Source organism: Kitasatospora sp. NPDC054939, assembly GCF_053610105.1.
On sequence record NZ_JBSGXP010000172.1, the window covers coordinates 1 to 18176 of the forward strand.

At 75.4% G+C, this 18176-nt stretch carries 21 protein-coding genes; 17 read left to right on the forward strand and 4 right to left on the reverse strand.

Annotated features, from left to right (window positions below):
• The 5 genes from ACWGB8_RS33320 to ACWGB8_RS33340 form a co-directional block, all read left to right on the forward strand.
• A partial coding sequence (locus tag ACWGB8_RS33320; RefSeq protein WP_452217380.1) for a lipid II flippase MurJ occupies nt 1-617 on the forward strand: 617 nt, incomplete at its 5' end.
• The gene (locus tag ACWGB8_RS33325; RefSeq protein WP_452217381.1) at nt 607-1512 is read left to right on the forward strand and encodes a polysaccharide deacetylase family protein; all 906 of its coding nucleotides are present in this window, start codon (nt 607-609) and stop codon (nt 1510-1512) included. The genes ACWGB8_RS33320 and ACWGB8_RS33325, both read left to right, overlap by 11 nt.
• Nucleotides 1509-2633 (forward strand): glycosyltransferase, encoded by a 1125-nt coding sequence (locus tag ACWGB8_RS33330; protein WP_452217382.1) that lies wholly within the window; start codon nt 1509-1511, stop codon nt 2631-2633. Before ACWGB8_RS33325 ends, ACWGB8_RS33330 begins: the two co-directional genes overlap by 4 nt.
• Before the next feature lie 112 nt (nt 2634-2745).
• Nucleotides 2746-3471 carry a Wzz/FepE/Etk N-terminal domain-containing protein gene (locus ACWGB8_RS33335; protein WP_452217383.1) on the forward strand — a complete coding sequence of 242 codons (726 nt, stop codon included), beginning with the start codon at nt 2746-2748 and terminating at the stop codon, nt 3469-3471.
• Nucleotides 3468-4634: a GNAT family N-acetyltransferase gene (locus ACWGB8_RS33340; protein ID WP_452217384.1), complete on the forward strand. Its 1167-nt coding sequence runs from the start codon at nt 3468-3470 to the stop codon at nt 4632-4634. The genes ACWGB8_RS33335 and ACWGB8_RS33340 overlap by 4 nt, the downstream gene beginning before the upstream one ends.
• On the opposite strand, the gene ACWGB8_RS33345 is transcribed toward ACWGB8_RS33340, so the two are convergent.
• Complete coding sequence (locus ACWGB8_RS33345; RefSeq protein WP_452217385.1) at nt 4611-5804, reverse strand: glycoside hydrolase family 26 protein; 1194 nt, start codon at nt 5802-5804, stop codon at nt 4611-4613. The two genes, ACWGB8_RS33340 and ACWGB8_RS33345, sit on opposite strands and share 24 nt — an antisense overlap.
• A gap of 334 nt (nt 5805-6138) precedes the next feature.
• On the opposite strand from ACWGB8_RS33345, the gene ACWGB8_RS33350 reads away from it, so the two are divergent.
• The 9 genes from ACWGB8_RS33350 to ACWGB8_RS33390 all read left to right on the forward strand — a co-directional run bounded on the left by ACWGB8_RS33350 (nt 6139) and on the right by ACWGB8_RS33390 (nt 13183).
• A complete protein-coding gene (locus tag ACWGB8_RS33350) occupies nt 6139-7062 on the forward strand; it encodes a hypothetical protein (protein ID WP_452217386.1) in 924 nt (307 codons plus the stop codon).
• Between the two features lie 218 nt (nt 7063-7280).
• The gene (locus tag ACWGB8_RS33355; protein ID WP_452217387.1) at nt 7281-8879 is read left to right on the forward strand and encodes an ABC-F family ATP-binding cassette domain-containing protein; all 1599 of its coding nucleotides are present in this window, start codon (nt 7281-7283) and stop codon (nt 8877-8879) included.
• Nucleotides 8880-9219: 340 nt separating this feature from the next.
• Nucleotides 9220-9453, forward strand: coding sequence for a helix-turn-helix domain-containing protein (locus ACWGB8_RS33360; RefSeq protein WP_452217388.1), 234 nt, complete (start codon nt 9220-9222; stop codon nt 9451-9453).
• 243 nt (nt 9454-9696) lie between these two features.
• Nucleotides 9697-10503 carry an enoyl-CoA hydratase/isomerase family protein gene (locus tag ACWGB8_RS33365; protein ID WP_452217389.1) on the forward strand — a complete coding sequence of 269 codons (807 nt, stop codon included), beginning with the start codon at nt 9697-9699 and terminating at the stop codon, nt 10501-10503.
• 174 nt (nt 10504-10677) lie between these two features.
• Nucleotides 10678-11160 (forward strand): Asp23/Gls24 family envelope stress response protein, encoded by a 483-nt coding sequence (locus ACWGB8_RS33370; protein WP_452217390.1) that lies wholly within the window; start codon nt 10678-10680, stop codon nt 11158-11160.
• A gap of 20 nt (nt 11161-11180) precedes the next feature.
• A complete protein-coding gene (locus ACWGB8_RS33375; protein ID WP_452217391.1) occupies nt 11181-11372 on the forward strand; it encodes a hypothetical protein in 192 nt (63 codons plus the stop codon).
• The gene (locus tag ACWGB8_RS33380; protein ID WP_452217392.1) at nt 11372-11725 is read left to right on the forward strand and encodes a hypothetical protein; all 354 of its coding nucleotides are present in this window, start codon (nt 11372-11374) and stop codon (nt 11723-11725) included. Before ACWGB8_RS33375 ends, ACWGB8_RS33380 begins: the two co-directional genes overlap by 1 nt.
• 283 nt (nt 11726-12008) lie before the next feature.
• Nucleotides 12009-12545, forward strand: a complete 537-nt coding sequence (locus tag ACWGB8_RS33385) for a DUF6286 domain-containing protein (RefSeq protein ID WP_452217393.1) — start codon at nt 12009-12011, stop codon at nt 12543-12545.
• Complete coding sequence (locus ACWGB8_RS33390) at nt 12542-13183, forward strand: alkaline shock response membrane anchor protein AmaP (protein WP_452217394.1); 642 nt, start codon at nt 12542-12544, stop codon at nt 13181-13183. The genes ACWGB8_RS33385 and ACWGB8_RS33390 overlap by 4 nt, the downstream gene beginning before the upstream one ends.
• 55 nt (nt 13184-13238) lie before the next feature.
• On the opposite strand, the gene ACWGB8_RS33395 is transcribed toward ACWGB8_RS33390, so the two are convergent.
• A complete protein-coding gene (locus tag ACWGB8_RS33395) occupies nt 13239-14000 on the reverse strand; it encodes an SDR family oxidoreductase (RefSeq protein ID WP_452217395.1) in 762 nt (253 codons plus the stop codon).
• A gap of 203 nt (nt 14001-14203) precedes the next feature.
• Here ACWGB8_RS33395 and ACWGB8_RS33400 point away from each other — a divergent pair, with 203 nt between their 5' ends.
• Nucleotides 14204-14638, forward strand: coding sequence for a MerR family transcriptional regulator (locus ACWGB8_RS33400; RefSeq protein WP_452217396.1), 435 nt, complete (start codon nt 14204-14206; stop codon nt 14636-14638).
• Between the two features lie 11 nt (nt 14639-14649).
• Nucleotides 14650-14979 (forward strand): thioredoxin, encoded by a 330-nt coding sequence (gene trxA / locus ACWGB8_RS33405; RefSeq protein ID WP_452217397.1) that lies wholly within the window; start codon nt 14650-14652, stop codon nt 14977-14979.
• A gap of 79 nt (nt 14980-15058) precedes the next feature.
• On the opposite strand, the gene ACWGB8_RS33410 is transcribed toward trxA, so the two are convergent.
• Nucleotides 15059-15907 carry an SURF1 family cytochrome oxidase biogenesis protein gene (locus ACWGB8_RS33410; protein ID WP_452217398.1) on the reverse strand — a complete coding sequence of 283 codons (849 nt, stop codon included), beginning with the start codon at nt 15905-15907 and terminating at the stop codon, nt 15059-15061.
• Between the two features lie 58 nt (nt 15908-15965).
• A complete protein-coding gene (locus tag ACWGB8_RS33415) occupies nt 15966-16961 on the reverse strand; it encodes a DEDDh family exonuclease (RefSeq protein WP_452217399.1) in 996 nt (331 codons plus the stop codon).
• 132 nt (nt 16962-17093) lie between these two features.
• Between ACWGB8_RS33415 and ACWGB8_RS33420 the strand changes: the two genes are divergently transcribed.
• Nucleotides 17094-18137, forward strand: coding sequence for a zinc-dependent alcohol dehydrogenase family protein (locus tag ACWGB8_RS33420; RefSeq protein ID WP_452217400.1), 1044 nt, complete (start codon nt 17094-17096; stop codon nt 18135-18137).
• Nucleotides 18138-18176: the final 39 nt, after the last annotated feature.

Consider the following 18176-nt stretch of genomic DNA (forward strand, 5'->3'; position numbering starts at 1 on the left):
TGCTCTTCGAGCGCGGCGCCTTCGGCCCCTCGGACACCGCCGCCACTGCCGCCGTCATCCGGGTCTACAGCTTCGGGGTGCCCGCCCAGGCGCTGATCGGCGTCATGATCCGCCCGTACTTCTCGCTGCGGCCGGTGGTCCGCCGGGCGAGCGACCCGCGCGACGACGGCGGGCGCCGGCTGCTCGACTGGTACCCGCTGGCCGCCATGCTGCTCGGCCTCGCCGTGACCGTCGCGGTGGGCCTGCTCGCCACCCCGCGCTTCGGGGCCCTCGGGCTCGCCGCCGGCAACGCCGCCGGGATCACCGCCACCGCCGTCCTGCTGCTGCGCGGCCTGGTCCTGCGCGGCATCCCGCTGCGGGTGCCCCGGGTGCTCGGCGGCCACGTCCGGCTGCTCGCCGCCGCCGCCGGGGCCGCCGCCCTCGGCCTCCCCGCCGCCGGCCTCCCGGCCGACCCGCTGCTCTCGACCCTCCTCGGGGGCCTCACCGTGGCACTGGCCTTCGCCGCCCTCGGCACCGGCCTCGGTGCCCGCGAGGTGCGCGGACCGGTGCTCGCCGCCGTCCGGGCCCTGTGCCCGCCCCCTGTTGCCGATGAAGGGAAGCCTCCCCATGGACGCTGAACGGGTCTCCGTCCGTTCGGTCCTGTCGGGCGTACGCCGCTCCGTCGCGACGACGCCGGCCGGATCGCGCACCGACACGCCGCCCGCCGCCCGCCACGGCGGGGTCCACCTGCCCGGGACCCGCCGGCCCGCGGCCCGGCCGCTGCCGGCCCCCGGCGCGCTCTCCTCGCCGTGGATCCTGATGTACCACTCGGTCGCGGTGGAGGAGTCCGATCCCTATCTGCTGACGGTCAGCCCCGAGCGGTTCGCCGACCAGATGGCCTGGCTGCACCGGCGCGGCTGGCGCGGGGTCTCGGTCCGCGAACTGCGGCGGGCCCGCGCCACCGGACGCGACGGCCGCCTGGTCGGCCTCACCTTCGACGACGGGTACGCCGACTTCGCCCGGCACGCCGTACCGATCCTGCAGGCGTACGGTTTCACCGCGACCGCCTACGTGGTCGCGGACCTGCTCGGCCGGGTCAACGACTGGGACGCCGAGGGCCCCCGCAAGGAACTGCTCACCGTTCGCCAGGTGACCGAACTCGCCGCCGCCGGCTGGGAGATCGGCTCGCACGGCCTCGGCCACCAGGCGCTGCCCGGCCTTCCCGCCGACCGGCTCGCGGTGCAGACCCGGGAGAGCCGCCGGGCCCTGGAGGAGGTGGTCGGCGGGCCCGTCACCGGCTTCTGCTACCCGTACGGCGCCGTCGACCTGCCCGCCGCCCTCGCCGTCCGCGACGCCGGGTACGACTACGCCTGCGCCATCGCGCACTCCCCGCTCACCGGCCGCTTCGCCCTGCCGCGGTGCTACGTCGGCGACCGGGACGGCGGCTGGCGGCTGCGGGCCAAGCACGGCCGGCACCGGCTGCGCGACACCGTCACCGAACTGCGCCGCAACCTCCGGGAGGGCGGCCGATGAGGGTGCTGCACATCGTCACCGGCCTGGCCTCCGGCGGCGCCGAACGCCAACTCCTGCTGCTGCTCCGGCACCTGCCCGCCCACCAGCGGTGCGAGGTGGCGGCGCTCACCAACCCCGGGTCGGTCGCCACCGCCCTGCGCGCCGACGGCGTGCCCGTCCACCACCTCGCCATGCGCGGCAACCGCGACCTCGGCGCGCTGCCCCGGCTGGTCCGGCTGGTCCGCGACGGCGGCTACGACGTGGTGCACACCCACCTCTACCGGGCCGGGCTGTACGGGCGGCTGGCCGCCCGGCTGGCAGGGGTGCGCACGGTGGTCGCCACCGAGCACTCGCTGCACCCCGGGGTGATCGAGGGCCGCCCGGTCACCCGGGGCGTCAAGGGCCTCTACCTGGCCGCCGAACGGCTCGGCACCACCACCGTCGCGGTCTCCCGCCAGGTAGCCCAGACCCTGCACTCCTGGGGCGTGCCGCCCGCCCGGATCGAGCTGATCCCCAACGGCATCGACGCGGCCCGCTACGCCCGGCCGCCCGCCGACCGGGCCGCCGCCCGCGCCCGGCTGCGGGCCGAACTCGGCCTGCCGGCGGACGGCTGGGTGGTCGGCGGGGTCGGCCGGCTGGTCCCCGGCAAGCGCTTCGAGGTGCTGCTGGAGGCGCTCGCCGACCTCGCCAGGACGGACCCCGCGGCCCGGCTGGTGCTGATCGGCGAGGGCCCCGAGCGCCCCGCCCTGGAGCGCCGGGCCGCCGAACTCGGCGTCCGGGAGCGGGTGGTGCTCACCGGCGAGCGCGACGACGTGCCGGAGCTGCTGGCCGCCGTGGACGTCCTGGCCGCCCCCTCGCCCGGCGAGACCTTCGGCCTGGGCGTCCTGGAGGGCCTGGCCGCGGGCCTGCCGGTGCGGCACAGCGCCTGCCCCGCGCTGGACGAACTCCCGCCCGCCGCGGCCCCGCAGGCCCGCCGCATCCCGTCCGACCCGGCCGCGTACGCCGCCGCGCTGGCCGAACTGCGCCGGCTGCCGGAGCTCGGCGCGGGCCCGCCGCCCGTCCCGCCGGCGGTCGGCCACTACGACATCGCCCGGGTCGCCGCCGACCTCGGCGCGCTCTACGACCGGCTGGTCCCGGCGTGACCGCGCGCCGCCGGCCCGCCGCACCGCGGCCCCGACCCCGGCCCCAGCCCCGTTCCCTCCGGCCGCGCACCGCGGCGCCGGCCGACCGGCCGTGATACCCAAGGAGCCCCGCATGTCCGAACTGCGCCGAAGCGCCCGTACGTTGGCCCGCCGCTGGTGGCCGGTGGCCCTGGCGGTGCCGCTGGGGGCCGCGGCCGGCGCCGGGTACGCGATCACCGCGGACCCGTCGTACGCCGCCAACTCGTACGTGGTGGTGGTGCCGCAGAATCCGGGCGAGAGCGCCACCGCCGTCAACTTCGCCCAGGCGTACGGCCGGCTGGCCGGCCAGCCGCAGGTGCTCGCCGCCGCCGCCGCGGAGACCGGGCACACCACCCCCGTGCTGACCGAGCTGGTCCGCGGCACCACCTCCCCGGACGCGCCGGTGATCGAGATCACCGGCACCGGTCCGCGGCCGCAGGAGGCGGTCCGGGCGGCCGATGCGGTGGCCCGCTCGCTGGTCGCCTTCGCCAACGCCAGCAGCAGGGAGACCGGCGTCCGGCTGGTGTCGCTCGCCCAGGCGGCCGAACCCGACCGGCCGAGCACGCCCTCCCCGCAGCTGGACGTCGCGGTCGGCGGCGCGGCCGGCGTGCTGGTCGGCGCGCTGGTGATGCTGACCCGCCGCCGGGGCGGCGCCGACGGAGCGGTGCCGGAGCCCGCCGCCGAGTCGGCCCCCACCGCCCCCCGTCCGCGCACCGGCACGGCCCCCGCCGGTAGGGCCGCCGCCGGGGTGGGGGGAGCGGGGTCGGAGGACGCCGGGGCCGGGGGCCGGGCCAAGGAGACCGCCGGGAGCGGTCGGTGACGACCGCCGACCTCGCCGCGGCCGGCCTCCCCGCCCGGGCGGCCGGCGCCCCGCGCTGGACCAGCGAACTGCGCTGCGAGGACGACGCCCTGGACGGGCTCGCGGCCGAATGGGACGCCCTGGCCGCCCGCTGCCGCACCGCGACCTTCTTCCAGGCCGCCGCCTGGCAGTGCTCCTGGTGGCGCCGGTACGGCCGGCCGGGCGGGCTGCGGGTGGTGCTGGTCCGCCGGGACGGGCTGCTGGTCGGCGCCGGGGCGTTCCGCCGGCGCGGCGGCCCGCTCGGCGGCTGGACCGGCCTCGGCGACGGGCTGGCCGACTTCACCGACGTCCTGCTCGACGACGAGCACGCCGAACGGGCCGCCGCCGAGTTCGCTGCCGCCCTGCCGCTCACCCGCCCCTGGCACAGCCTGGAACTGCGCGAGGTGCACCCGGACGCGGCGGTGCACCGGGTGTTCGAGCAGTGGCGCGGCAGCCGGCGCCGCTACCGGGACTCGCTCTGCCAGTACCTGCCGGGCGTCCCGATGGACCAGCTGCTCAAGCGGCTGCCGGGGAAGACCGCGCAGCGCAGCCGGGTGAAGCTGCGGAAGATCGCCGAGGCCGGGGTGGAGATCCGCAGCACGGCGCCCGAGGACGTCCCCGAGGCGCTCGGCGAACTGCTGCGGCTGCACTTCCTGCAGTGGCAGGACCGCGGGGTGACCCCGGAGCACCGCACCGAGCGGTTCGCCGCCCACCTCGCCGAGTCCACCGCCGGCCTGGTCGCCGGCGGCCGGGCGGCCGTCCACCAGTTCCGACTGGACGGCGAGCTGGTGGCCGTCAACCTGCTGCTGCTCTGCCCGTCCTTCGCCGGGCTCTACCTGTACGGCGCGCACCCGAGGCTGCGCGAGCGGCTGGACATCGCGGGGCTGCTGTTCGGCGCCGCGCTGGACGAGACGGTCGCGGCGGGGATCCCGGTCATAAGCCTGCTGCGCGGGCAGGAGCCGTACAAGCAGCGCTGGCGTCCGGACCAGCTGCACAACCAGCGCCTGCTATTCGGCCCGCGCGGGCCGGCCGCCGCGGCGGCCGCCCGGGCCGGCACGGTGCGGACCCGGCAGGCGGCGGTGCACCTGCTGAACACCCGCCTGCCGGGGCTCAAGGAGGCGCTAGCGTCGCGACGGCGCAGCTGACCGGGCCGCCGTGGGGCCCGGCGAGGCAGCGGCCGGAGCCGGGCCCGACGCGGAGGCGGACGGGGACGCGGAGGCGGACGGTGCGGGGGCCGGGACGATCGTCGCCTCGGGGGAGGGGGTGGCGGTCGGCGCCGCCCCCTTCGACCCGGTCATCAGCTGCTTGAACCGCGCGCTGGAGCGCGGATTGCGGTCGCACTGGAAGAACCCGTGCGGGCAGTAGTCGGTGACCGTCTGGTACGCCACGTCGTGGGTGCGGATCCACTCCACCATCCGCTGCACGAACTCGGGGTTGTCGCCGTTGTGGAACAGCCCCCACTCCGGGTACGAGACCGGCTTGCCGCGCTTGGCGGCGAACTCCACCTGGTCCTGCAGCCCGTACGGCTCGTTGACGTACTGGTCGAAGGTGGCGCCGGCGGGCTGGTCGTAGCTGTCCATGCCGATGATGTCGACCACGTCGTCGCCGGGGTAGCACTTGGTCCAGGGGATCGCGTCCAGCCCCCGGTTCGGGGCGAAGTCGAAGCGGAAGCGCTGCCCGGGCACCGAGCGCATCACACCCACGATCCGCCGCCAGTACGTCTTCCAGGCGGCCGGGTCGGGCTTGCAGCGGTGGGTGTAGGTGATGCCGTTCATCTCCCAGCCCAGGGTGAGCACGGTGTCCGCGCCGCCCAGCGCGACCAGCCGGCGGGCGAGCCTGAGGAAGTGGTGGTCGAACTCCCCGCGGGCGCCCCGGGCGAGCAGCGCCGCCACCTCGGCGTCCGGCACGTTCGCCTCGTTCGGGACGAGCATCGGCACCCCGAGCACGAGGGTGCGGGACGGGTCGGCCAGCCGCCACTGCGACCACAGGCCGAGCACCACCGGCGCGCCCTCGATGTCCGTCCAGTGGTTGCCCGCCAGGTAGGTGTGGCCGACCTGGAGGTTGGCGTCGCCCAGCCACTGGGCGTAGCGGCCGATCTGCGGGATGTAGTCGTTCCAGGAGCCGACGAAGGCGCCGAAGGGCGGCTCGTGCGGGGGCCGCTGGACGACCGGCCGGGGCGCGGCCCCGCGCGGCTGGAAGGCGTCGGAGGAGAGTTCGTGCCGCTCGGTCTGGCTGAGCGGGGTCCCGGCCGGGACGCTCGCGGTGGTCAGCAGCAGCAGGGCGGCGGCGGCCAGCGTCAGGCGGCCGTATCGCATGGGTCTCTCCTCAGGGCGTCACCGAGGGGGCGGAGGCACCCCGCACACGCTGACAGTAGGCCCATCGGCCGGAGGAAAACCCCCAATGTCACCCTAAAGTGGGCGATATTCGAACGCCGTCCGCCGGAGCGGTCGCGTGTATCACCTCTGTAACAGTCCTCGGCCGGTCCGGCGGCCTACCCGGGAAGGCCGCCGGAACGCCCCCCGGCCCGACGGCGCAGGTCGGCGGGCCGGTCGCGGAGGGCCCCGGAAAGCGGTCCGGGCGGCGTCCACCGGTCGGACGTCCGGCGTAGTCCGGCTGACTCGCCGGGCCTGCGAAAGGTACGCTCCGCCCGTGTCCTGGAAGCCGCTGCACGTCCTCACCCCCCGATCGGCCCTCCCTGCCCTGGCGGTCCTGCTGGTCCTCGTGGCCGGCGCTGCCGCGCACGCCAACAAGCCGGTGCCGTTCGGTGACCGGGTCGAGGGGCCGGGTGCGGCGAGCGCCGGACCGGTGAACGCGCAGTCCCTGGACACCGCCGGACTGGAGCTGCGGGTGGGCCCCGGCCTGGAGGCGTACGACGGCACCAGCGGGGAGCACGCCTGGTCCTACCGCCGCGAGGGCGCGACCGCGCTCTACCTGGCGATGGCCGGCGAGAGCGCCGTGGTGCTCTGGGACGACGGCCTGGTGACCTCGGTGCGCCCGAGCGACCACCAGGTGCGCTGGCACCGCGGGGTGCCGGGGCTGGCCGAGTGGATGGCCGGCGACGGCGAGCCGGGCGCCGACCGGCGCACCGAGGAGCAGCGCAAGCAGCAGGCCGTGGAGCGCGCCGCGACCGCCCTGCAGACCGTGCCCGGCGACACCTCGCCCTGGGTGGCGGTGGTCACCCCCTCGCTGACCATGGGCTTCCGCGACGCCGACGGCGACCTGCGCTACAACTCCAAGCCCCCGGCCAACTGCCTCTACGACCCGCAGCGCACCGTGCGCACCGACCACGCGGTGCTGGTGCCGCGCACCTGCACCAGCGGCGGCCTGCCGGTCTCCGGCGGCATCACCGGCTACCGGCTGGACTCCAGCGGCTGGCAGCTCAACGCCGGCCCCGCGGTGACGCTCAAGGCGCTGGACGGCCGGCGGGTGCTGATCACGGACGGCCCGATCGTCGGCCCGAAGGTCTTCGACACCAAGGAGGCCGCCCCCGAGGTCCCGTGCGGCGACCCGTCCGAGCCGTTCGCGGCGGTGCGTCCGCAGGGCAGCTGCGCGGACCGGGGCGGGCAGCCGTAGGGCGGCTCCCGGCCCTTCCGGGCACCGCCCCGGGCACCGCGCCGGGCCTCCATGCGGGGCCCGGTAGACTTGCCGCCATGGCTGTTCCCTCCGAGCGATAGCGGGCGAGCGGCACCGCCACCGGGCGGTGCGCCGATCGCCGTACGCCGTCCTTCCCGCTGCCCAGGCCCTGTGCCACGTCCAGGCGCCCGCCCACGTCCCAGGAGTGACTCCCAGCCATGATTTCCGTCAACGCCCTAGAGCTGCGCGCCGGTGCCCGGATCCTGATCGAGTCCGCGAGCTTCAAGGTGGCCCCGGGCGACCGGATCGGCCTGGTCGGGCGCAACGGCGCCGGCAAGACCACGCTCACCAAGGTGCTGGCCGGCGAGGGGATCCCCGCGGCGGGCGCGGTGACCCGTTCGGGCGAGGTCGGCTACCTCCCGCAGGACCCGCGCACCGGTGACCTCGACGTCCTCGCGAAGGACCGCATCCTCTCCGCCCGCGGCCTCGACACCGTGCTGAAGAAGATGCGCGAGAACGAGGAGCGGATGGCCAACGGCAAGGGCGCCACCCGCGACAACGCGATGAAGAAGTACGCCCGGCTGGAGACCGAGTTCCTCACCAAGGGCGGGTACGCCGCCGAGGCCGAGGCCGCCACCATCGCCGCCGCCCTGGGCCTGCCGGACCGCATCCTGAACCAGCAGCTGCACACCCTCTCCGGTGGTCAGCGCCGCCGCGTCGAGCTGGCCCGGATCCTCTTCTCGGACTCCGACGTGCTGCTCCTCGACGAGCCCACCAACCACCTGGACGCCGACTCGATCGCCTGGCTGCGGGACTTCCTGAAGACCTACAAGGGCGGCTTCATCGTCATCTCGCACGACGTCGACCTGGTCGAGACGGTCGTCAACAAGGTCTTCTACCTGGACGCCAACCGCTCCGCGATCGACGTCTACAACATGGGCTGGAAGCAGTACCAGCAGCAGCGCGAGGACGACGAGAAGCGCCGCAAGCGCGAGCGGGCCAACGCCGAGAAGAAGGCCGCCACGCTGAACGCCCAGGCGGACAAGATGCGCGCCAAGGCGACCAAGACGGTCGCCGCGCAGAACATGGCCCGCCGCGCCGAGAAGCTGCTCTCCGGCCTGGACCAGGTGCGCCTGAACGACAAGGTCGCCAAGCTGCGCTTCCCGGACCCGGCCCCCTGCGGCAAGACCCCGCTGACCGCGGCCGACCTGTCGAAGTCGTACGGCTCGCTGGAGATCTTCGCCGGCGTCGACCTGGCGATCGACCGGGGTTCGCGGGTCGTCGTGCTGGGCCTGAACGGCGCCGGCAAGACCACCCTGCTGCGGATGCTCGCCGGGGTGGAGCAGCCGGACACCGGCGAGGTGATCCCGGGCCACGGCCTGAAGATCGGCTACTACGCCCAGGAGCACGAGACCCTGGACCCGGACCGCACGGTGCTGGAGAACATGCGCTCCTCGGCGCCCGACACCGACCTGGTGCAGATCCGCAAGATCCTGGGCTCCTTCCTGTTCTCCGGCGACGACGTCGACAAGCCGGCCGGGGTGCTCTCCGGCGGTGAGAAGACCCGGCTGGCCCTGGCCTCGCTGGTGGTCTCCAGCGCCAACGTGCTGCTGCTCGACGAGCCCACCAACAACCTCGACCCGGCCAGCCGCCAGGAGATCCTGGGCGCGCTGCGCGAGTTCAGCGGCGCGGTGGTGCTGGTGACCCACGACGAGGGGGCGGTCGACGCGCTGCAGCCGGAGCGGATCATCCTGCTGCCGGACGGCGTCGAGGACCTGTGGAGCCCGGCGTACGCCGACCTGGTCTCGCTCGCCTGACCGATTTGCCCGGCTCGGAGTAGACGCCGGATCCCCTTTTCGGCTCAGAAAATCTAGTCCTTACGGCGTGTCCGGGAATGAAGCAGTCCCGGATTCCGTTTGAGGAGCTTCCGTCGGCCCGCCACTCGATCGTGGTCGGGCCGACGCTGCTGATCAGCTCTTTCGCGGCAGACGGCGCATCGGCCCCGGGGGCGTGCACTCTGCGTGAGCGCCCTTGTGCGCTCGGATCACCACCGAAGGGCCGCGCATTCGGGACATCGACCTTGCCGAATGGGTGGCCAGGAGGCTGTGGATGGGTGATCATGGGAATCTGACCGAGCAACGCTACGAGGAGGCACGGGTGGCCGAGACTCTGAAAAAGGGCAGCCGGGTGACCGGTACCGCGCGTGAGAAGCTCGCGGCTGATCTCAAGAAGAAGTACGACTCCGGGGCGAGCATTCGCGCTCTGGCGGAGGAGACCGGTCGCTCGTACGGGTTCGTGCACCGGATGCTGAGCGAGTCCGGAGTGATCCTCCGGGGTCGCGGTGGTGCCACCCGCGGAAAGAACAAAGCTGCTGCTGGGGCCGGTTCCTGACGGCCCGTCGAGCAGCGGCTTGGATGACTCGGCGGCGAGGCGCCGGTCGGGGAACGGGTGGTAGGACCGCCCGCCTCCGGTCAGGGCGAACCGGCCGCCGATCGTCATGTCGAGAGCCGCTTCGGCGTGTACCTGTCACCTGATCGGCGGGATCCGCCGCCCGGGGCGAGTGGCCCCTGCCGCCGCCCGAACAAGTTTGTTACTCTCCGGTAGCCAGCTCTCCTTGCCACCGGAGGTCCCTCCATGACTGCTCCCGCCACCGATCCGCAGGCCCCGACGGGGGAGCAGGACGGCGTTCGCCTTCAAATCGAAGGTGAACTCGCCGTGGTAACTCTCTGTCAGCCTGCCCGCCGCAACGCCCAGTCGCCCGCCATGTGGCGCGCCCTCGCCGCCGTCGGCCGCGAGCTGCCCGGTAGCGTCCGCGTCGTGCTGCTGCGGGCGGAGGGCGTCTCCTTCTCCGCGGGCCTCGACCGCGCCATGTTCACCCCCGAGGGCATCCCCGGCGAGCGCAACTTCCTCCAGCTCGCCGCCGCGGACGACAAGGACCTCGACGAGACCATCGCCTCCTACCAGGACGCCTTCACCTGGTGGCGCCGGACCGACCTGATCAGCATCGCGGCCGTCCAGGGCCACGCCGTCGGCGCCGGCTTCCAGCTCGCCCTCGGCTGCGACCTGCGCGTGGTCGCCGACGACGTCCGCTTCTCCATGAAGGAGACCTCGCTCGGACTCGTCCCCGACCTCGCCGGCACCAAGCCCCTCGCCGACCTGGTCGGCTACGCCCGCGCCCTGGAGATCTGCGTGACCGGCCGCTGGGTCGGCGCCGACGAGGCCGTCGCCGCCGGACTGGCCAACCTCGCCGTCCCCGCCGCCGAGCTCGACACCGCCGCCCGCGAACTCGCCGCCGCCCTGCTCGCCGCCCCGCGCAACGCCGTCGTCGAGACCAAGGCCCTGCTCCAGGGCGCCGCCGGCCGCAGCTACGACGAGCAGCGCACCGCCGAACGGGCGGCCCAGGCTCGCCGCCTGCGCGACCTCGCCGGCCTCGGCGACTGACCGGACCGCCCGCCCCGGGCCCGGCTCCCCCCGTGGAGTCGGGCCCGCGGTGTTTCCCGGGCCCGGCCGGCTCCGCCCAGCGGCGGCGCTCCGGGGGCGGGATTCGTGCCCAAATGCCAGAGTTGGAGCGATTTGCGAGATAGCTTGAGCCGTACGAACCCGGGAGACACCCCCATGCCTGACACCCCGACGCCCTCGACCCTGCAGAAGAACGCCACCTCCTCGGCCGACAGCGCCGGGGCGGCCGGCGAGCGCGGCCGGACCGCGCTGGCCGTCGGCGTGGTGGAGAAGATCGCCGGGATGGCCGCCCGCGAGGTCAGCGGCATCCACGCCCTCGGCTCCGGGCTGGCCCGCACCTTCGGCGCCATGCGGGACCGCGTCCCCGGCGGGAAGTCCAACATCGGACGGGGCATCAAGGCCGAGGTCGGCGAACGGCAGACCGCCATCGACATCGCCCTGGTCGTCGAGTACGGCGTCGTCATCCCCGAACTGGCCCGCCAGGTCCGGGAGAACATCATCGACTCGGTCGAGCGGATGACCGGCCTGGAAGTCGTCGAGGTCAACATCGCGGTCAACGACGTCCACCTCCCCGACGAGCCGGACGTCCAGGAGGAGGAAGAGGCGCCCCTCTCCGGACAACGGCCCAAGCTGCAATGAGCGACCCTGAGGAGTAGCGGATGAACCTGGCCATCGTCGGCCTGGTGGTGGGCATGGCACTCGGATTCGCCGGGTACTTCGGCGGCTTCGCGGCCTTCCTGCTGGTGGCCGTGCTCGGCGTGGTCGGGTTCGTGATCGGACGCCTGCTGGAGGGCGACATCGAACTCGGCGACCTGAGCGACCTGCTGCGCAGCCGCGACCGGCGCCGTTGATGGCGGCCCTCGCCACCACCCGCGACCCCGGTGCCCGGGGCCGGCTGCGGATCGCCGACCGGGTCTACGCCGCGATCGCCGTCCGGGCCGCCCGCGACGCCCTCGCCGACGCCTGGCGCGGCCACCCCGGGACGGCCGCCGTGCCGCACGTCTCCGTCTCCACCCCCGGCACCACCGTCGCCGTCCGGGTCTCCGTCGACCTGCCCTTCCCGATCGACCTCGCGGCCGTCGCGGGCACCGTCCGCGACGGCATCGCCGAACGCCTCACCACCCTCACCGGCACCCGGGTGACCGGCGTCACCGTCGTGGTCGACCGGCTCGTCCCGTACCCGGGGGGTGCGGCCGGTGCCTGAGCCCGCCCCGGAGAGCCCGCGGCCGGAGGGTCCCAAGCCTGAGGTTCCCCGGTCCGAGGGCCCCCGGTCCGAGGGCCTCCCGCCGGAGGTTCCGCAGCCGGAGGGGCCCCGCGCCGAAGGGCCGCCGCCGGAGCGCGTGCGGCCGGCGGGCCCCGTTCCCGCAGGCGCGACCCGGGCCGCCGCGCCCGTCCGGATCCGGCCCGCGCGCGGAGCCGGGCCGTACACCGGACCCGAGGACGGCAGCGGGGACCGACCGGACGGCACCGGGCCCGAACCGCCCGCCGTGGACGTGCCCCGGCAGTGGGCCCCCCGGACGGCCGCCGCCGCACTCGTCGCCGCCGCCGCCCTGGTCGCCGCCGGAGCCCTGCTCTTCGACGTCGTCGCCGTCCGCGCCGGGGGCGGCGCGCGCAGCTGGCGCACCCGGCTCGCCGACGAACTCGCCACCCGGCCCCTCGATGACCCCTGGGTCCTGACCGGCGCCGCCGTCGCCGTCCTGCTCGGCGGCTGGCTGGTCTGGCTCGCCTGCGCCCCCGGCCTGCGACAGTGGCTTGCGCTGCGCCCGTACGGCGACACCCACGGGTCGATCGACTGCTCCGGCGTCGGCAACCTGCTCGTCGACCGCGCCCACGAGGTGCCCGGTATCGAACGCATCACCGTCCGGGTCAACCGGCGCCGGGTCAGGGCCGACCTGGTCGGGCCCGCCGAACCGGCCTCCGTCCAGCGGCAGCTGCGCGCGGAACTCACCCGGGTGCCGCTGGCCCGGCCGCTGCGGCTGGACGTCCGGACGGGGAGGACCCGCGTCCCCGAGGAGACGACGTGAGCCGGACCACCGTCAACCGCCTGCTGATCGGCCTCGCCGGGCTGGTGCTGCTCGCCGTCGGCCTGCTGGTGCTGGCCGGCGGGTTCGACCTGTACGCCCGCCTCGGCGCCGACCCGCCGGACCGCTGGCCGCTCACCTCACCGGACCAGCCCCTGCTGAGCACCACCAGCCGCACCCGGTGGACCGACGAGGACTGGTGGTGGCCCGCCGTCATCACCGCCCTGGTGCTGGCCGTCGCGGGAGCCGCCTGGTGGCTCGTCGCCCAACTGCGGCGCAGCGGGCCCGGCGCTCTCGCCGTCGCCACCCCCGGCGCGGCACCCGGCCTGCGGCTGCGCCTGCGGACCAAGGCCCTGGAGGACGCGGTCGAGACCGGCACGGCCGCGCTCCCGGAGGTCGAACGGGCGACCGTGCGGGTGACCGGTGCGCGGGGCCGGCTGCGGCTGCGCGGCGCCGTCCGGCTCGCCCCGGGCGGCGACCCGGCGGCCCTGCTCGAACGCTTCGACACCGGCCCCAGGCAGCACAGCCGCACCAGCCTGGCCCTCCCGGAACTCCCCGCCGACCTGCGCGTCCACGTCTCCCCGCGTCCGGCGGACCCTGCCGTCCACGGCGGCCGGAAGAAGCACCCGCGCGTGCAGTAGCCGCCCGGGCGGACGGGGCTCCCGCACGGGGCCGTCCGCCCGGGAGCCCCGGGGGTCAGAGGGTGCGGAGGGCGCCGCCGTCGACGGGGAGCATCACGCCGGTGAGGTAGGAGGCGGCGGGGGAGAGCAGGAAGGCGGCCGCCCTGCCGAACTCCTCGGGCGTGCCGTAGCGGCCGAGCGGGATCCCGGCGCTGTTCCGGGCGCGGGCCGCGTCCGGGTCGCCGGAGAGCGCGTCGAGTTCGCGGACCCGGTCGGTGTCGATGCGGGCCGGGAGCAGGCCGACCACCCGGATGCCGCGCGGGCCGAGCTCGTCGGCGAGGGACTTCGCGGCCATGGCGAGGCCGGGCCGCAGGCCGTTCGAGATGCCGAGGCCGGCGATGGGCTGGCGGACCGAGGCGGAGAGCACGAAGCCGATCACCCCGCCCTCGCCGAGGACGTCGGCGGACGCGCGGGCGATCCGCAGGGCGCCGAGGAAGACGGAGTCGAACGCGCTGCGCCAGGCCTCCTCGGCGGTGCCCAGGACGGGGCCGGCCTGCGGTCCGCCGACGCTGACGAGGACGCCGTCGAGCCGGCCGAAGTGTTCGACGGCGGCGCCGACGAGCCGTTCGGCGGTGGCGGGGTCGGCGTTGTCGGCGACCAGGCCGTGGGCCCGCCCGGGGCCGCCGAGGGCGGTGACGGCGGCGTCCACCGACTCCTTGCTCCGCCCGCTGACCAGCACCCGGGCGCCGTCGGCGGCCAGCTCCCGGGCGGTGGCGAAGCCGAGGCCGCGGGTGGCGCCGGTGACCACGTACACCTTGTCCTGCAGTCCAAGATCCATGGGGCTCATTGTGCGGGGTCGCGCCGGGCGGCGGGTAGTGGCGCTCCCGGCCGCGGGCCGGGTGGGGCCGTGCCGGGTGGGCCGGGTCGGACCGGGCCGGACCGGGCCGGGAGTGCGCGGCCGCACGCTGGCGTTGACGTGGGCGTCAAGGTCTACCGTCGGGTTCGGCGGCGCGGTGCGCGGGGCACCCGGAGGGAGCGGGCATGCAGATCGGCGAACTGGCGAAGCGGGCGGGGACGACCACCCGGGCGCTGCGGTATTACGAGGAGCTGGGGCTGCTGCCCGCCCGGCGGGCCGGGAACGGCTACCGGGCGTACGGGGAGGACGACCTGCGGCTGCTGCGGCAGATCCGCACCCTGCAGGACTTCGGCTTCGGCCTGGAGGAGACCCGGCCGTTCGTGGAGTGCCTGCAGGCCGGTCACCCGGAGGGCGATTCCTGCCCGGCCTCGCTGGAGGTGTACCGGCGCAAGCTCGCGGAGCTGGACGACTGCATCGGGCGGCTCCAGGAGGTCCGCGAGCAGGTCGGTGCGCAACTGCTGCGGGCCGAGGAGGCCCGGGAGGCACTGCGGGCCGGTGCCGCCGTCGCCGGACCGCCGCGCTGCGAGTGGTCCGAGTCCGAGGAAGATCCTGAACAGTAAGGGGAACGACGGTGCAGATCACAGGGGTGGCCGAGGTCACGGACGGCACGTTCGCGGCGGAGGTGCTGGCGGCCGAGGGGGCGGTGCTGGTGGAGTTCACCGCGGACTGGTGCCCGCCGTGCCGGATGATGGCGCCGGTGCTGGCCGACATCGCCCGGGAGGAGGCGCACCGCCTGAAGGTGGTGCAGCTGGACGTGGACCGCAATCCGCAGACGCAGGCCGCGTACGGGGTGCTCTCGATGCCGACGATGATCGTCTTCCGGGGCGGCGAGCCGGTGCGCTCGGTGGTGGGGGCCCGGGCGAAGGCCCGGCTGCTGCGCGAGTTCGACGACGTGCTGTGAGCCGGGCGGGAGGACGCGCTCCGGGCAGCGAGACGTGCCCGGGGCGGCGGGGTGCGGGGCGGCGGGTGCGGGGCCGGGGTCAGGCCGGGGTGCCCACGGCCGGTTCGGCCTCGGGCTCCGGCCCCGCGGCGCCGGCGTGCCCGGCCTCCGCGGCGGCCTCGCGGGCGGCCTTCGCGCGGTCCCGGGCCTCGCGGCGGACCAGGATCACGGCGCCGACCGGGATCAGCGCGGTGAACAGCCACCACTGCACGGCGTACGCCATGTGCGGGCCGATCGCCGAGTGGTCGGGCTCGTCGAGCAGCGCGGGCTGGTCGGCACCCGGGTCCGGGCTGGTGGCGGTCAGCTCCAGATAGCCGCCGAGCACGGCGGCGCCGGTCTCCTTGGCCTGCTGGGCGGTGTTGATCAGGTTGAACTGCCGGTCGGGGAGGCCGCCGCGATCGCGGATGCCGCTGCCCGCGGTGGTCTCGTCGGCCCGCAGACGCCCGGTGACGGTGACCTCGCCGGCGGGCGCGGCCGGGACCTCGGGGTAGGCGACGGCCGAGGAGCCGGAGGGCACCCAGCCGCGGTTGACCAGGACGCTGCCCCGGCCGTCGGCGAGCTTCAGCGGGGTGAGGACGAAGTAGCCGATCTTGTCCCCGCCGGGCCCGGTCCGCTTGCGGACCACGAACTCGTGCGCCGGGTCGTACTGCCCGGTGGCCGTCACGGCCCGCCAGGTCAGGCCCTTGGGCACCGCGAAGCCCGGCTCGCCGGACAGCGAGTCGTACGGGACCGGCGGGGCGGTGAGGGCCGCGCCGACCAGTTCGTTGCGGTCGACCCGTGCCTCGTGGCGGTGGTACTGCCAGAACCCCAGCCGGACGGTGGTGGGGATCAGCAGCAGGGCGATCAGCAGCGTGACCAGCCAGCGCCCGGAGAGCAGAAAACGGTACACATGGGAACGGTACGCGTACCTCACGTCCGGGCCGGACACCGGGGTCGGGGCACCCGGGTCAGGACCCGGGGTGCGGGGCGACCTCGCGCAGCAGCTGGAGGAAGGCGTCCTCGGTGACGACCGGGGTGCCGACCTCGCGGGCCTTGCGGGCCTTGCCGCTCCAGCCGCCGGACTCGTTGGTGACGAGCAGGCTGGTGAGGCGGCTCACCGAGGTGGCGATGTGCAGCCCGGCCTCCACGGCGCGGTCCTCCAGCACCTCGCGGTCGGTGGCGGTGTCCCCGGTGATGGCGATCCGCATGCCCTGCACCAGCGGCTTGCCGTCCTCCCAGCGCCCCGGGTTGGGGTGCGGGCACGGCGGGCGCTTCCTGGCCTGCCGGTAGGCGGAGCCGGTCCAGCTGCCGCGGGCGGGGGAGGCGGGCTCGTCCTCGCCGAGGTCGGTGACCGCGACGCAGGTCTGCAGCGGCAGCGGGAGCCCGGCCAGCCGGGCCAGGTGCAGGCTCGGGCGGAACGCCTCGGCGAGCACCCGGGCGTCGTCGAGCGCGTTGTGGGCGTTCTGCTGCCGGACGCCGAAGTGGGCGGCGAGCGAGGCCAGCTTGCCGTTGGGCAGCGGCAGCCGCAGGTCGCGGGAGAGGACCATGGTGCAGATCCGCTGCTCGACGGGGGCGCGCAGGCCGGCCCGGGAGTACTCGCGGGAGATCATGTTCCAGTCGAAGAGCGCGTTGTGTGCGACCATCACCCGGCCGCGCAGCCGCTCGGAGAACTCCCCGGCGATCTCGGCGAAGGTCGGGGCGCCGGTGAGCATCGCGGTGGTGAGGCCGTGGATCCAGACCGGGCCGGGGTCCCGCTCGGGGTTGACCAGGGTGTACCAGTGGTCGGTCACCTCGCCGTCGGCGTCCAGCTGGTAGACGCCGGCCGAGACGACCCGGTCCGAACGGCCGAGGCCGGTGGTCTCGACGTCGACCACCGCGTACCCCGCGGCGGGGTCGGCGGAGCGCTGGGCCGGGACGGCGGCCGTCCCCGGGGCGCCGGTCGTCGAGTGCTGGATCGCATGCATGGTCAAACAGCTTAAGGGCCGCCCGGGCGGGCTCCGGCCGGAATGTCCGGAACCCGGGTCAGGAATAGAGTGGCCGACGGATCGGTCGTACATCCGGTCGAGAACGTTTCCAGACACCGAAGGACGACCCCCATGCGCGCCACCGTCATCCACGGCCCCAAGGACATCCGGATCGAGGAGGTGCCGGACCCGGTGGTCCGCACGCCCACCGACGCCGTCGTCCGGGTCGTCAACGCCTGCATCTGCGGCAGCGACCTCTGGGCGTACCGGGGCGTGGCGGCCCGGGTGGCGGGCCAGCGGATCGGGCACGAGTTCCTGGGCGTGGTGGAGGAGGTCGGCGCCGAGGTGCGCGGCTTCCGGCCCGGCGACCTGGTGGTGGCGCCGTTCGTCTGGTCGGACGGCACCTGCGACTACTGCCGGGAGGGGCTGCAGACCTCCTGCCCGCACGGCGGCTTCTGGGGCCAGGTCGGCTCGGACGGCGGCCAGGGCGAGGCGGTCCGGGTCCCGTTCGCCGACGGCACGCTGGTCGCCCTGCCCAAGGAGGCGGCCTCGGACGAGAAGCTGCTGCCCGGCCTGCTGGCGCTCTCCGACGTGATGGCGACCGGTCACCACGCGGCGGTCTCCGCCGGGGTGCGCCCGGGTTCGACCGTCGCGGTGGTCGGCGACGGCGCGGTGGGCCTGTGCGGGGTGCTCGCCGCGGCCCGGCTCGGCGCCGGCCGGATCGTCGCGCTCGGCCGGCACCCCGCCCGCACCGACCTCGCCCGGCGCTTCGGTGCCACCGACGTGGTCGCGGAGCGCGGCGAGGCGGCGATCGAGGCGGTCAAGGAGCTGACCGGCGGCCAGGGGGCGCACGCCGTCCTGGAGGCGGTGGGCACCGAGGAGTCGATGCGCACCGCGATCTCGATCGCCCGCGACGGCGGCGCGGTCGGCTACGTGGGCGTGCCGCACGGCGGCAGCGCGGGCGTGGAGATCGGCCAGATGTTCGGCCGCAACGTCTCGCTGCGCGGCGGCGTCGCCCCGGCCCGCGCCTACATCCCCGAGCTGCTGCCGGACGTGCTCTCCGGGGCCATCGAGCCGGGGCTGGTCTTCGACCGGACGGTCGACCTGGACGGGGTGCCGGACGGCTACCGGGCGATGGACGACCGCTCGGCGCTCAAGGTGCGCATCGCGTTCTGACGGGTCGTCCCGCCGGAGGGGCGGCGCACCGGGAACGCC